14 protein-coding genes are annotated in these 13,160 nt (G+C 46.0%); 2 read left to right on the top strand and 12 right to left on the bottom strand.

The window, feature by feature from the left end; all coding sequences use genetic code 11:
- Window positions 1–15 precede the first annotated feature (15 nt).
- Window positions 16–564: a GNAT family N-acetyltransferase gene (locus PQQ36_RS00905; RefSeq protein WP_011081058.1), complete on the bottom strand. Its 549-nt coding sequence runs from the start codon at window positions 562–564 to the stop codon at window positions 16–18.
- 169 nt (window positions 565–733) lie between these two features.
- Here PQQ36_RS00905 and PQQ36_RS00900 point away from each other — a divergent pair, with 169 nt between their 5' ends.
- Window positions 734–1,858 carry a fatty acid desaturase gene (locus PQQ36_RS00900; protein ID WP_172666047.1) on the top strand — a complete coding sequence of 375 codons (1,125 nt, stop codon included), beginning with the start codon at window positions 734–736 and terminating at the stop codon, window positions 1,856–1,858.
- An 86-nt stretch (window positions 1,859–1,944) separates the two neighbouring features.
- On the opposite strand, the gene PQQ36_RS00895 is transcribed toward PQQ36_RS00900, so the two are convergent.
- The 8 genes from PQQ36_RS00895 to rbsD all read right to left on the bottom strand — a co-directional run bounded on the left by PQQ36_RS00895 (window position 1,945) and on the right by rbsD (window position 9,829).
- A complete protein-coding gene (locus PQQ36_RS00895) occupies window positions 1,945–2,928 on the bottom strand; it encodes a chemotaxis protein (protein ID WP_011151933.1) in 984 nt (327 codons plus the stop codon).
- Between the two features lie 432 nt (window positions 2,929–3,360).
- Window positions 3,361–3,576 carry a hypothetical protein gene (locus tag PQQ36_RS22585; RefSeq protein ID WP_011081055.1) on the bottom strand — a complete coding sequence of 72 codons (216 nt, stop codon included), beginning with the start codon at window positions 3,574–3,576 and terminating at the stop codon, window positions 3,361–3,363.
- A 230-nt stretch (window positions 3,577–3,806) separates the two neighbouring features.
- Window positions 3,807–4,826 carry a substrate-binding domain-containing protein gene (locus PQQ36_RS00890; protein ID WP_015727716.1) on the bottom strand — a complete coding sequence of 340 codons (1,020 nt, stop codon included), beginning with the start codon at window positions 4,824–4,826 and terminating at the stop codon, window positions 3,807–3,809.
- A 20-nt stretch (window positions 4,827–4,846) separates the two neighbouring features.
- Window positions 4,847–5,767 carry a ribokinase gene (gene rbsK, locus PQQ36_RS00885; RefSeq protein WP_273660224.1) on the bottom strand — a complete coding sequence of 307 codons (921 nt, stop codon included), beginning with the start codon at window positions 5,765–5,767 and terminating at the stop codon, window positions 4,847–4,849.
- Between the two features lie 155 nt (window positions 5,768–5,922).
- Window positions 5,923–6,801 carry a ribose ABC transporter substrate-binding protein RbsB gene (gene rbsB / locus PQQ36_RS00880; protein WP_225471509.1) on the bottom strand — a complete coding sequence of 293 codons (879 nt, stop codon included), beginning with the start codon at window positions 6,799–6,801 and terminating at the stop codon, window positions 5,923–5,925.
- Window positions 6,802–6,877: 76 nt separating this feature from the next.
- Window positions 6,878–7,864 carry a ribose ABC transporter permease gene (rbsC, locus tag PQQ36_RS00875; RefSeq protein WP_015727714.1) on the bottom strand — a complete coding sequence of 329 codons (987 nt, stop codon included), beginning with the start codon at window positions 7,862–7,864 and terminating at the stop codon, window positions 6,878–6,880.
- A complete protein-coding gene (rbsA, locus tag PQQ36_RS00870; RefSeq protein ID WP_273660218.1) occupies window positions 7,861–9,366 on the bottom strand; it encodes a ribose ABC transporter ATP-binding protein RbsA in 1,506 nt (501 codons plus the stop codon). Before rbsA ends, rbsC begins: the two co-directional genes overlap by 4 nt.
- A 43-nt stretch (window positions 9,367–9,409) precedes the next feature.
- Complete coding sequence (gene rbsD, locus PQQ36_RS00865; RefSeq protein WP_011081049.1) at window positions 9,410–9,829, bottom strand: D-ribose pyranase; 420 nt, start codon at window positions 9,827–9,829, stop codon at window positions 9,410–9,412.
- A 283-nt stretch (window positions 9,830–10,112) separates the two neighbouring features.
- On the opposite strand from rbsD, the gene PQQ36_RS00860 reads away from it, so the two are divergent.
- On the top strand, window positions 10,113–10,733 hold the full coding sequence (locus PQQ36_RS00860; RefSeq protein WP_039538277.1) for a LysE family translocator: 621 nt from the start codon (window positions 10,113–10,115) through the stop codon (window positions 10,731–10,733).
- 32 nt (window positions 10,734–10,765) lie between these two features.
- Here PQQ36_RS00860 and PQQ36_RS00855 read toward each other — a convergent pair whose 3' ends face one another.
- The 3 genes from PQQ36_RS00855 to viaA form a co-directional block, all read right to left on the bottom strand.
- Complete coding sequence (locus tag PQQ36_RS00855) at window positions 10,766–11,203, bottom strand: Mpo1 family 2-hydroxy fatty acid dioxygenase (protein WP_273660213.1); 438 nt, start codon at window positions 11,201–11,203, stop codon at window positions 10,766–10,768.
- Between the two features lie 36 nt (window positions 11,204–11,239).
- The gene (locus PQQ36_RS00850; protein WP_182291699.1) at window positions 11,240–11,581 is read right to left on the bottom strand and encodes an MmcQ/YjbR family DNA-binding protein; all 342 of its coding nucleotides are present in this window, start codon (window positions 11,579–11,581) and stop codon (window positions 11,240–11,242) included.
- Between the two features lie 128 nt (window positions 11,582–11,709).
- Window positions 11,710–13,155 carry an ATPase RavA stimulator ViaA gene (viaA, locus tag PQQ36_RS00845; protein ID WP_045619679.1) on the bottom strand — a complete coding sequence of 482 codons (1,446 nt, stop codon included), beginning with the start codon at window positions 13,153–13,155 and terminating at the stop codon, window positions 11,710–11,712.
- Between the last annotated feature and the right edge of the window lie 5 nt (window positions 13,156–13,160).

Raw genomic sequence — 13,160 nt, 5'->3', positions numbered from 1 at the left:
TTTTACTGGCTGGCTTCAACCGTGAACGAGTGCCAGTTCAAGCCCATCCAATAGTGCTTGCGCGTTTTGCCAAGTCATCACCTTTTCTACCACGATTTCCCCTGACAGATCTTCGCGCTGACGACTCTCAGCCACCCTGCCGCCAATATGCAGGTAAAACTCAATCGCCTCGGTGTTGGATTCACTCACCTGTAAATAAAGGCCACGATCACTAAAGTAATGTTGCTGCCACTGCGCAATTTCTTTTAATAACTTGCTGCCAATTCCTCGGTTTTGAAACGCGTCATCGACGTAGAGTGAATCAATGAAGGTACCCAACTCAAAGTCATGGTTACCGAAAGCACAAATAAAGCCTAGCAACAGACCTCCTTCTTCGGCCAAAACGATGTGCTGACTAAAGGGAGGGTTTGTTAATCGAGTTTGCCATAGCAGCAGTTTCTCGGCTGAGACCTCGTGAGTCAGGTACTGCTCACTCAAGATACCGCCATAGTGTGACTTGAGGCTGTTTGCGTGAAGTTGGGAAATCCGTTCAAAATCGCAATAATTCGCTACTTTAAAATCCATTTTTAAGTCCTTATCGCTACAAATAGTCTTTTCATAAAGAGTTAATACTACACTCTTCCCACCAGTAAAGGGAAACATTCCGTTCACATATTTTGCCATTTAGTTTGACTTACACCTGTTCGCTGATATTCTAGCGTACAACTGTTCGCTTAAATATTTGAGGTCTATCTTGCAACAACAGAAACCGCCATTCATATGGCTCAACATTGTCATCTTTGTTACGTCATTAGTACTCGCCCTTGTGGTCACACCTTGGTACGGTATCAAGGAAGGGTTTGGTTTTGAGCACCTCATCTGGTTACTCGTCACTTTTAGCTTCACCAACCTTTCCATTACTGCTGGCTACCATCGTTTGTGGAGCCATAAGACTTACGAAGCGCATCCTTTGCTCCGTGTTGTCTTTGCCATCGGCGGTGCTTTCTCTCTACAAAACAGCGCCTTGCATTGGTCTTCAGATCATCGTATGCACCACAAGTTTGTTGATCACCACGATAAAGATCCCTACTCCGCGAGCCGCGGCTTCTGGTTTTCTCATATTGGCTGGATGCTACGAGACTACAATCAATCAACCTACAACGATTACACTAACTGTCGCGACCTCCAAAAAGATCCCGTCATTATGTGGCAGCACAAATACTATGTGCCACTAGCAATAGCGACAAACCTGGGCATCCCTTTGCTACTTGGTTGGTATTATCAGGACATCATCGGCATGCTACTTGTGGTCGGTGCACTACGTTTAACGCTGAGTCATCATTCGACGTTCTTTATTAATTCCTTAGCCCATATTTGGGGGAAGCAGACCTTTACCGACAAAAACAGTGCAAGAGACAATGGGTTCTTAGCCGTTTTAACCTTTGGTGAGGGATACCATAATTTTCACCATATCTTTGAAAACGACTATCGCAACGGGATTTATTGGTGGCAGTACGACCCAACAAAATGGTTGATCAAAAGCTGTTCATGGTTAGGTCTAACCCGCAACTTGCGCCTCACTCCACAAATGAAAATCGACAAAGCCAGAGCCGCCACACGGCTAAAAAACGCGCTCAACCAACTTGCTCAGCGTGGTGAACAAGAGTCACTCAAACAGCAATTGCAATTGGAATTCGATGGCCTAGTTGCCACGATGAAAGATTACTACGATGCAAAGAAACAGCTTCTAGAGTGTAAAAAACAGACTGCTTTGAAGAAATATGAGGTGGCGTTAGTAAAAATACGCTATCAACAAGCCAAAGAAGACTTGTTAAGCCGTTATAAACGCTGGCACGCGCTCACTGCGCATTATGCTTAGCTCCTAAATATTTTAACCCTCTAAAACAATCAGGCTCCGTTATGGAGCCTGATTTGTTAGTCGATATGAATTGTGGCACTTGGTGCTTACGATTCAATGTTGAACACGTACTTATCCATCAAAGACACCATGCGGCCAATTTCTGGTTTGGTGATGGTGTCATTGGCACCCAAGGCCAATGCTTTCGCACGGTTGTCTTCACTCATTAATGAAGAAAACATCACAATCGGTAGAGTCTTGTAGGCTTCACTGTCTCGTAGACGTTTCACTAAGTGCATACCGTCCATGCGAGGCATTTCTACGTCGGTCACCACCGCATCAATCAGTTCACTCAACGGCAAATTCTCTTCACGCGCGACTTCAATCAGATTCATTAACTTATCGTGCGCTTCACCGCCATCTTTACAGGCGATGATATTGTAGCCTGCCGAGGTCAGTGTCTCTTGGATCAGAGAGCGAATGAACGCAGAGTCGTCCACCACCATAATGGTTTTGGCATTACGCTTGGTGACCATACGCTGATTCAAATCGACACTGCGGTCGGCTTTAACATCGTATTTCTCCATACTCAGCTCTGGGTTGATGTCAGCGATGATTTTCTCGAAATCGAGGATCATGATCAGATTGCCATCTTTTCGTACGACCGCGACTACGCAATCTTGTTCGCCCGCTTCCAAAAACTGACTCGGCGACTCAACATCATTCCATGAAATACGGTGAATGCGACTGATACTGTCGATTAAAAAGCCGTTCGTCATTTTGTTGAAATCAGTAACAATAACGAACTTGCGCTCAACCGCAGGACGAGTAGGTACGCCTAACCAGCCAGCCAGATCGACGAGTGGCGTTAACACATCACGCGAAGAAAATACACCAATCATATGCGGCTGAGCATTTGGATAATCCGTTGTTTCTGGAACTTGGATAACTTCACGCACTTTCGCAACGTTGATGCCGTAATAGCAAGTTTTCGTCTCACCGTTAGGCAAAACCTTCTCCAAATGAAACTCGATAATCTCAAGTTCATTGGTTCCACTTTCGGTCAAAATTGTACTACTTGAATAGCTCATGATTTCAAATACTTTTCATGGTTAATAAACCACCTGTTGCCAGGCTACGGTTTTTTATCGATTGTTTTCTTTTTAACTGCTTGGCTCAGTTTTGTAAATCGGCAAACAACTCAATAGTTCAAATATTTAAACAAAAACTGTGATTCACCACGTTTGCCAGCAAAAAATGCCCGTTATCTTCAATAATAGTCGCAGTTTTTTAATTCGCTGAAGTTTTCTTCATTCGCTGAATGATTCCTGTTTCCTTATATGCAACTAACCATGGAGAGTGATAGCGTGCACGCTTCAAACCGCCCATCATGGATGGTGCGATACACAAGATAAATGTCAAAGAACAAACGAAAACTAGAATGCAGGAGAAAGGGGGCAAGTATCGCTCAAGGAAAGACAAAAAAGGCACCTACGTTAGTGCCTTTTCAATTACTCTCTCATTTACTCATGAGAAAGGTATTTTCGTTTAAACTCAGATGCAGAGGCAAATACAAGCAACAAAACAAATGTGAATAGTGTCCCTAGGCCGTACCATAAGTTTTCATTGGCTAGTAGCTCGTAGCAGCTTACCGCAAAGATCATGAGCGCTACTAGTAGGTTAAAACGGTGTATCCAAGGATGTTTAACCGAAAAATGGGCGTATTTTCTACCAATCATACTTCAACTTATCAAACCTTACTTATTAATGTATCAATAAGACCACACGCTATTCCAATAAACAACTCTATTTCGCTATTTTTGGCTGAAAATCACATCCTTAAAATTTTCAGACGATATAACAAGCGAATCATTCGGTGAGCTAATTATTCCAAGCGAAGTCACGCCTAGATTGGCATAAAAGCAAGCAACTATGTAACTATTTTTTACTTAGAGTTACTAACAATGAACTAGATCTCATTGTCATGCCACTCAACGACACTGTTTCTCTCAATCAACGTCGGTTCAAGCTGTACTACCTGCACTTCTGCGGTCTCTTTATTAATTTTCTTTAATAGGGTCTCTACCGCTGCTTGGCCTAAACGATATTTGGGTTGATGAATAGTGGTAAGCGAAGGCGTCATAAATTTAGCGATGTGAATATCGTCATAACCGATAATAGAAAGGTCATGAGGAATCTCCACCCCCAGCTCATTGGCAGCATTGATCACCCCCATCGCCATCATGTCATTGCAAACAAACAAAGCGCTTGGCAAAGGGCCTTTGGCGACGATTTTTTTGAATGCTTGATAGCCCCCTTCGCATTCGAAGTCCGCTTCCACAATCCACGCAGGGTTGAACGGCAATCCGTGCTCATTGAGCGCCCGCTTATAGCCTTCATAACGCATTTGAGCTTGATGCTTAATCAATGGGCCAGTAATACAGCCAATCTCTTTATGCCCCATTTGTATGAGGTAATTCGCGGCAAGATAGCCACCACGTAACGAGTTGTCCTGAATCTTATCGCTACTAAACAGCATCGGCCCCCAATCCATGACTACCACGGGAATATCAGGGTAGCGCTCAAATACATCCAAACGCTCCCCTTCAAGCGAAGAACACATCAGAATCAAACCATCGACGCGTTTTTGCAGCAAGGTCATTATCGACGATTTCATCCTCTCGTGGTCGCCTTCCGTATTGCAGAGAATTAAGTTGTACCCTTTTTGATAACAGCTGCGCTCTACCCCCTTAACCACTTCACCAAAAAAAGGGTTGGTTGAGGTCGTCACAAGCATTCCGATGGTATTGGTTCGGTTGACTTTTAAACTACGGGCTAAGGCGGAAGGGGCAAAATAGTTGAGTTCTTTAGCGGCATGATTCACCCGTTCTGCAATTTCTTCACTGACAAAACGGGTCTTATTAATAACATGGCTAACGGTTGATGTGGAAACACCAGCAAGCTTTGCAATATCTTTCATCGTAGCCATGTTGTTCTCCTAATTATTGGCTAACTGTGCGCGGCTAAAAACTCATCGACCTCTTTACGGGTTGGAATAGAAGTTTGCGCTCCAAATCGAGTCACTGAAATCGCCGCCGCTGCATGAGCAAACTTAATCGCTGATTCTAAAGGCATATCCTCCAATAAACCAGTGACCAATGCCCCATTAAAAGTATCTCCCGCGGCGGTTGTATCGGTGACGTCGACTTTAAAACCGCAGATGCGTTGCCCCCTGCCATTTTCGCTGAGCCAAACCCCTTTAGAGCCAAGCGTAATCATGACGATCTCAATGCCTTTTTGATGTAAGACATTGGCGGCTAGCTGAGCGCTTTCATCATCCACTACCTCAATCCCGGTTAACACCTGAGCTTCTGTCTCATTTGGTGTGATCACGTCGATGCATGCTAGTAGCTCGTCGGATAATGTGCGCGCTGGTGCTGGATTTAAAATCACATTAGTTTTTGCCGCTTTAGCTTCTCTGGCCGCAAGCTCTATCCCGCAGATAGGGGTTTCTAATTGCATAAGAAGAAATCTAGCATCACGGATACGTGGCAAATCCGATTCAATGGCCACCTCGGTTAATTTGGCATTGGCTTCCGCCGAGATACAAATACTGTTCTCGCCGCTGTCTGCGACTTGAATCATTGCGATGCCTGTTGGGCAATTGGGCTGCATCTTCACGCCATCGATTTGAATACCATCAAGCTTGAAGTTTTCACGAATATTGATGCCAAACGAGTCATCCCCAACACAAGCGATGAAGCCCGTATCTGCGCCTAAACGTGCAGCGGCAACGGCTTGATTGGCCCCTTTCCCACCCGGAATCACTTGATAATTTCGCCCATGTAACGTTTCCCCAGGACGTGGGAAGGATGGGACTTGAAGCACATGGTCTGCGTTAACACTACCTAAAACCACTAACTTGTTCATTGGGTATTCCTCAGCTCTTGAATGAGCTTTGTTCATTGTAAAACGACACTGATGACGTTGAGTTTTCTGCTTACTAGAGAGCAAAGCGTGAACCAAAAACTCAATGGCATCGGGCGTTTATGCCTCTGACCAACGTCAGAGGCATAACGTGACAATTACTTCGTTACGACTTTCAGTGGAACAGGGATGTAATCTTCAACCTGTTCACCTTTCAGCACTTTGTCTGCGGTTTCAATACCTAGCGCACCGATAAGGTCTGGCTGCTGGGCAATGGTCGCGGCCAGTTTGCCACGATTCACCGCTGAGATACCGTCATCCGTGCCATCAAAGCCCACAATCATCACCTCTTTGCCCGACGCTTGAATGGCGCGCAACGCCCCCAATGCCATTTCATCGTTTTGTGCAAAGACCGCTTGGACATCTGGGTTTGCTGCCAGTAGGTTTTCCATCACGTTCAGACCTTTAGTGCGGTCAAAATCCGCAGGTTGGCTCGCAAGCAGTTCCATATGACTGCCTTTAACCGCATTCATAAAGCCTTCTCCGCGTTCGCGCGCCGCTGATGTTCCAGCAATACCTTCAAGCTGGATCACTTTCGCTTTTTCGCCCACTTTTTCGACGATAAAGTTACCGGCCATTTCACCGCCCACCACGTTGTCTGACGCAATATGACTCACAACGTCGCCACGGCTTGCACCACGGTCTAAAGTTAGAACAGGAATCTTGGAGCGGTTAGCAATACGAATCGCATTCGAAACCGCATCCGAATCGGTTGGGTTGATCAAAATCGCTTTCACGCCACGAATAGTCAGGTCTTCCACGTTCGAAAGCTCTTTGCTCGGGTCGTTTTGCGAATCCAAAACAATCAGGTTGTAGCCCAGCTCTTTTGCACGCGTTTCCGCACCATCTTTCATGGTGACAAAGAATGGGTTATTCAGCGTCGAAACAACGATCGCCATTGTATCTTGCGCCTGCGCACCAAGAGAAACGGTAGAGGTTAGTAGTGCAGCAGAAATCAGTGTTGCCAATTTTTTCATTGTTGTCGTCCTTTGTACTTTTTGTAGGGGTGCCAAGCCGAAGCTTGGCTGTCAGAGAGTTATTCCAGAGTTCAAATCATTTATTTTTGTTATCCACCATTACCGCCAGCAAAATAACAGCAGCTTTGGCGATCATTTGGTAGTAAGAAGAAACATCGAGTAAGTTCAGCGCGTTGTTTAGGAAACCGATGATTAACGCCCCGATCAACGTGCCCATAATCCGCCCTTTACCACCCATTAAGCTGGTACCACCAAGCACCACGGCGGCAATCGCATCAAGCTCATAACCCATCCCTGCCGTTGGTTGAGCCGAAGATAGACGTGATGTGACGATGATGCCTGCCAAAGCAGCAAGTAGGCCGCAAATCGCGTAAACACCGATTTTGACTTTGTCGACGTTGATACCGGATAGACGAGTGGCAGACTCATTCCCACCCAGAGCATACACATAGCGACCAAAGCGGGTGTGGTTAAGCAGATACCAAGCGGCCGCAAACACCACCACCATCAACCAAACCGGTACCGGAATGCCTAGCGCATAGCCAGTGCCAAACCAAGCGAATGCATCTGCCGTATCAGTGAATCCGGTAGAGATAGGACGGCCATCGGTGTAAACCATGGTAACGCCACGCAGCAGCGTCATCGTCACCAGTGTGGCGATAAAGGCTTGAACTTTGCCTTTGGCGATAATAATGCCGCTAATGGCCCCCAACGTTGCCCCCGCTAACAGCGCGGTTGGCACTGCGATTAATACCGGGACTTCCATCGCGACAAGGCTGGCAGCAAACGCACCACATAAGGCCAACACCGACCCCACACTCAAATCGATGCCCGCGGTCAGAATAACCAAGGTCATCCCCACAGCGATGATCGCGTTCACCGAGGTTTGACGAAGAATGTTGAGAATGTTGTCTACGGTGAAAAAGTTTGGATTGAGAAAAGAGACCACCACGATGAGGAAAAGTAACGCGATGAGCGATTTCTGCTCAATGAGCCACTCTTTACTGATCCAAGTTTTGTTTGTCTCATTTGATTTGTTTTTGCTCATGATTTCACTACTCATGCTGCTTCCTCAGATACTTTTTTGCCGACTGCACAGGCCATCAGTTTTTCCTGATCGGCGTGTTTTGCTTCAAACTCACCAGTGATGCGACCTTCATGCATCACTAAGATGCGATCGCTCATGCCGAGCACTTCTGGCATTTCAGATGAGACCAGAATGATGCTCATCCCTTCGGCTTTGAATTTGTTGATTAACTGGTAAATTTCTTTCTTCGCGCCGACGTCTACGCCTCGAGTCGGTTCGTCTAGGATCAAAACTTTCGGTTTGGTCATCAACCCTTTTGCAATGGCCACTTTTTGCTGGTTTCCGCCAGAAAGATTGCCAATAATTTGTTCGCGAGATGGCGTTTTGATGTTGAAAAGCTGGATAAAATCATCCACAGCAACCACTTCATCTTGATGTTGGATTTGCACACCTTTGCTTAGCTTATCGAGCGCACAAACTGACATGTTTTCTTTCACCGAAAGGCCAAGGACGAGGCCGTCGCCTTTGCGGTCTTCTGAAATGTAAGCAATGCCATTTGCCAAACCATCTTGTGGGCTTACCGGATTAATGGTGCGATTATCAAGATTGATCACGCCTCTCTCACTCGGCAAAGCGCCATAAATCACTTTCATCAGCTCTGTTCGTCCAGCGCCCATCAGACCAGATATACCCAAAATTTCACCTCGCTTTAAGGTGAAACTGACATCGTGTACACCTGAACCCGTCAGGCCAATCACTTCTAAACAGGTTTGACCGTGCACCACGTCAATTCTTGGGTATTGCTCTTCAAGCTTGCGCCCGACCATCATCTCAATTAAGCCATCTTCGTCTGTTTGCGCGACTTCGCACTGACCGATAAATTTGCCATCGCGCAACACCGTGATGTCATCACAAATTTCGAAGATCTCTTTCAAACGGTGGGAGATGTAAACAATGCCACACCCCTGCTCTCTCAGCTCTCGAATAACCGAAAACAGCGCCTCTGTTTCGGTGTCCGTCAAGGCGTCTGTTGGTTCATCCATGATGATGACTTTGGACTCAAAAGAGAGCGCTTTAGCGATTTCCACCATCTGCTGCTCACCCAGACTTAACTGACCAAGTAACGTCTTTGAGCTGTGCTTCACTTTCAAGCGCGCAAGCAGTTTGTCCGCTTCCGCGTACATTTGGGGCCAATCAATACGCCCAAACGCCGAGGTAATCTCTCGACCAAGAAAAATGTTCTCTGCGATGGTCAGTTCACGAATAAGGTTTAGTTCTTGGTGAATAATGCTGATCCCAGCTTGTTGTGAATCTCTTGGCCCTTTGAACTGCGCGGGTTGGCCTTGATAAACTATCTCACCTGCGTCTCGTGAATAGATACCGGTAAGCACTTTCATCAAGGTGGATTTCCCTGCTCCATTTTCTCCCATTAAAGCCATCACTCTTCCTGGGTAGACATTGAGCGAGGCCTTATCTAACGCCTTCACGCCAGGAAATGCTTTTTCAATTTCACTGAGCTGTAAAATCGCTTGGTTCATACTCTCTCCTCAACCACCTAACTTGGTGAAACCTGTCAATGGGTTAGAACACAACGCCAGCTTGAAAAATCACATTGGCGTAAGGGGTGCATTCACCGGTGCGCACCACCGCTTTACTCGACTCCGTTCGTTGCTTGAATTCTTCGTGAGAAACATGCGTCAGTGACAACACTTTGCCTGTTTTTTCTTCTTCACATTGAAGCTCAGCCACTAATGCCTGATAAAGCTCAGGGCTTACCTCTGCAAACTCCGTGGCCACAATTGCCCCTTCGATTTGCGATTCAGAGAGCATCACTCGTACGGTTTCAATAAAACTTGGCACACCGTGAGTCAACGCCAAATCAATGCGAGAGACGCCATCTGGGATCGGCAAACCAGCGTCACAAATCGTGATCTCGTCCGTGTGACCTAAGGTGGCCACGAGGTAGGAAAGTTCAGAGTTTAGCAGGGCACTTTTTTTCATTTTTGTTTCTCAATTTGGGTGAACTCTATCGATTCGCGTTAGAGAAAAAATCTCATCGAAACGTTTCGATGAGATAATAGAACGCGAATGAAAATTTTCTATCGGCTTTGTATCAATGTGTGATTGAGATCGTTTTCGAAGTGGAATGGGGAAAGAAAACAGCGTGATTAGTCACAAATACATTTCGACAAATGTCACGAATTGAGTATGCTATGCAGAGTTATTTGTTAGTAATTGTATCTTTACGTTACTTTTGTCCCATATTGTGAGGCATTTTCGCTCCATGAACTTCGCGCTACTTTCTGCTTTCATCCCAACCTTTTTCTTTGTCTCTATCACCCCGGGGATGTGTATGACTTTAGCCTTAACCCTTGGTATGAGCATTGGATATAAACGCACACTTTGGATGATGCTCGGAGAGCTGGTTGGTGTTGCGGTTGTTTCCGTTGCAGCGGTCGTCGGTATTGCCGCCGTTATGCTCAATTACCCTATGCTGTTCATTAGTTTCAAAATATTGGGCGCGACCTATTTGGTTTACTTAGGCATCCAAATGTGGCGATCTCGTGGAAAGCTGTCTCTTTCTGCTGAAACCGGCCCTGTCAGCCGCGCGAATAATTGGCAATTGATCATGCAAGGGTTCATTACTGCCATCGCCAATCCGAAAGGCTGGGCGTTTATGATTTCTCTCTTACCTCCTTTTATCGACAAAAGCGCGCCACTACCACCACAGCTTTTGCTGCTGGTCGGGATTATTCTGATTTCGGAGTTTGTGTGTATGACGCTCTACGCCACTGGTGGTAAAGGTTTGAAACGCTTGCTTGGTCAATCACAAAACGTGCGTCGCTTGAACCGAATTGCTGGTAGTTTGATGATTGGCGTCGGTATCTGGTTGTTTTTCAGCTAAAGCCTTCTATAGGAGAATCTGTTTATGCGCCATTATTTATGACGCATAAACACCCAAACTGGACCAATCAGCAAAAACTTCAGGTCCTCAAAAAACGAAGGCTTTCTCCCTTCAATCTTGTGGCCGACAAACTGAAAGATCCACAAGACAATAAAAAGACCAACGGCCATCTCGGCTAAGGGCAGCCCCAATAGTTCAACACTCCAAGCGAGCGCGATACTGGCAAGGGTATAACCCAGCATCATCAAAAAGACACTAATCGACAGCCGATAGTAGAACCACCAAACTGGCAAAGCGGCAACCCAGACCCAGTTCAGCGATAGAGCAGGCAGAGGAAGCGAAGGCAGCGACCAAATCAGCGCTACGATCGAAAAGAAAATCCCCGGCACAGCAAAGGTATGGATTTTTTGATTGGTCGAGTTTTGATGACTTTCACCGTAGGCATCCAGCCATTGTTCTAATGAGCGCATTCCCTTACCCCCAGTAGTCTTATTGCATCACTTGATTTAAGGACGCTGCGACTTAGGCAGCTTGTCCACCACCAATTGATATGAACGTTGGCACAAATCTTCAATCAAACCCGATTCCACATCGCCATTTAAGTACACAGTGATCCAGTGGCGCTTATTGGTGTGGTAACCCGGTGTGATGGAATCAAACTGAGACGTTAACACTTCGCCATCTTCGGGCTTCGCTTTAAGTGTAATGTATTCTCGCCCTTCTCGGCTGGCTAAAATCGCAAACATTTTGTCTTTGACCTTAAAGACTAAGGCTTCCGGGCCAAATGGAAAGCTGCTTTCTGCGCAAGCGAATGTATCAAGGTAGGCTTCAAGTTCTTTGGTGGTCATCATCAATCCTTCAACCGTTTTTATGGCTTATATTGTACTTACCATGCCACGGCTTAAGTTGAAGTTAAATCACGGCATCCAAGATTGTGAAACGGCACAAAAAAAGAGCTCGAGGAGCTCTTCTTCGTTTACCACTTTTTCAATAAGCGTCCAACTAGGCCTGGGTGATAAGCCCAACAATGGTCGAACATCGACATCAACGCAGGGTTACCATATTTCGACAAACTGACAGCGTGGAAACGGTTCTTTTGCTCTTTCAAAGCCTCTACTTTAGCCAGCATTTCTTCTGACTGTCTAGGAGCAATAAAATCCGATAACACCACTAAATCCGCATTGCGGTATTTATCCCCACTCATAAGATCGATCGATTTCATCAGTACAGGTTCAAATGCGGTGCCGCCGTGAAATGTGTAGGTAAGAAAATCCGCCGCTTCGCGCAAGCCATCTTGCTTGGTCAGCTCGTACGTAATTTGCTCTGTTGAGAATAAGATGACATAGCAGTCTCGCCCTTCAGCTAACGCAATCTGCATCAGCGCGTAAGCCATTGCTTTCGCACTCTGCTCAGGGAAACCACTCATCGAACCCGACGCGTCAACACACAGCACAAACGGCCCTTTCTCAATCTCTACTTGCTGATTATCCGGCTTTTGCGCTCTTACCTTGCGCAGCGTTCTCGACTTGCCCTGCACGCGATAATTCATCAAACGTTTGTCGGCCAAATGTTTGTAGAACACCACTTCCAGTTCTGGGTAGGCCAAAAACATGGTTTCGTTTGGCAGCAATTTGTTGAGATCATCACTTTCATGGATGCCGACGATATCATCCGTCGCTTCGTCGCTTTTCTCCTCGACCATCTGCAACTCTTCTGCTGGAGTGCGTTGCAGATCGGGATCATCTACTTCGTTGGCCATGCGACCTAACTGCTCAGCAATTTCCTGTAAACCATTGTTCTTTTTCAGAAACTCAGCGTAACGCTTCATGACAGAAACGTCTGTTTTGCTGAGTTTGGCCGATGCCATGTCCCAAAGTCGCCCAACGCTTCCTTCATCACCAGAATCCGTCACTTTGTCCATGTTCTTCATGGTTTCCATGCGTTGATAAAGATCGTTGAGGACTTTCTCTTTGTTGACTTCCAGTTCAGTCACTTGGGCTTGTTTGATGGCTTCAAACAGACTTTGATACCACTGATCGCAGAAATAGTGAGGAAACATTGGGTTATTTAACCCTTTGTTTTTATCGAGCAAGCGTCGAGCTTGTAGATAGAAGGCGGAATGCCATTCTAACTTACGCACGACATCATCAATGCGTTCGAAAAACTCATTTTCCGTCAGGTGAATCACTTCTTGATAGAGCGACAATTCTTGTTGGAAGCGTTCTGTTTCACACACTTTGGTAATGCGGCGCTTTACACTGCCACGCCATTTGGACAAATGGTTTTTCACCGAGGCTTTCACTCCTCGGTTTTCCGCCATCACCATTAACTGTGAGCGTGCCATCAGATCATTCACCGCAGACTCAACAATCCCTGAGTCTGCAATCATTAAGGCAAGGTTTAGGCCATCGGCTCCTAACATATTAA

This window comes from Vibrio sp. CCUG 15886 (assembly GCF_028570825.1).
GTDB lineage: Bacteria > Pseudomonadota > Gammaproteobacteria > Enterobacterales > Vibrionaceae > Vibrio > Vibrio vulnificus_B.
Note: the sequence above shows the minus strand (reverse complement) of the source record. Positions and strands in the feature narration are given on the sequence as shown.

Coding starts and splice junctions, on each gene's coding strand:
- PQQ36_RS00905 (WP_011081058.1), bottom strand. CDS start 564: ATGGATTTTAAAGTAGCGAATTATTGCGATTTTGAACGGATTTCCCAA.
- PQQ36_RS00895 (WP_011151933.1), bottom strand. CDS start 2,928: ATGAGCTATTCAAGTAGTACAATTTTGACCGAAAGTGGAACCAATGAA.
- PQQ36_RS22585 (WP_011081055.1), bottom strand. CDS start 3,576: ATGATTGGTAGAAAATACGCCCATTTTTCGGTTAAACATCCTTGGATA.
- PQQ36_RS00890 (WP_015727716.1), bottom strand. CDS start 4,826: ATGGCTACGATGAAAGATATTGCAAAGCTTGCTGGTGTTTCCACATCA.
- rbsK (WP_273660224.1), bottom strand. CDS start 5,767: ATGAACAAGTTAGTGGTTTTAGGTAGTGTTAACGCAGACCATGTGCTT.
- rbsB (WP_225471509.1), bottom strand. CDS start 6,801: ATGAAAAAATTGGCAACACTGATTTCTGCTGCACTACTAACCTCTACC.
- rbsC (WP_015727714.1), bottom strand. CDS start 7,864: ATGAGTAGTGAAATCATGAGCAAAAACAAATCAAATGAGACAAACAAA.
- rbsA (WP_273660218.1), bottom strand. CDS start 9,366: ATGAACCAAGCGATTTTACAGCTCAGTGAAATTGAAAAAGCATTTCCT.
- rbsD (WP_011081049.1), bottom strand. CDS start 9,829: ATGAAAAAAAGTGCCCTGCTAAACTCTGAACTTTCCTACCTCGTGGCC.
- PQQ36_RS00860 (WP_039538277.1), top strand. CDS start 10,113: ATGAACTTCGCGCTACTTTCTGCTTTCATCCCAACCTTTTTCTTTGTC.
- PQQ36_RS00855 (WP_273660213.1), bottom strand. CDS start 11,203: ATGCGCTCATTAGAACAATGGCTGGATGCCTACGGTGAAAGTCATCAA.
- PQQ36_RS00850 (WP_182291699.1), bottom strand. CDS start 11,581: ATGACCACCAAAGAACTTGAAGCCTACCTTGATACATTCGCTTGCGCA.
- viaA (WP_045619679.1), bottom strand. CDS start 13,155: ATGTTAGGAGCCGATGGCCTAAACCTTGCCTTAATGATTGCAGACTCA.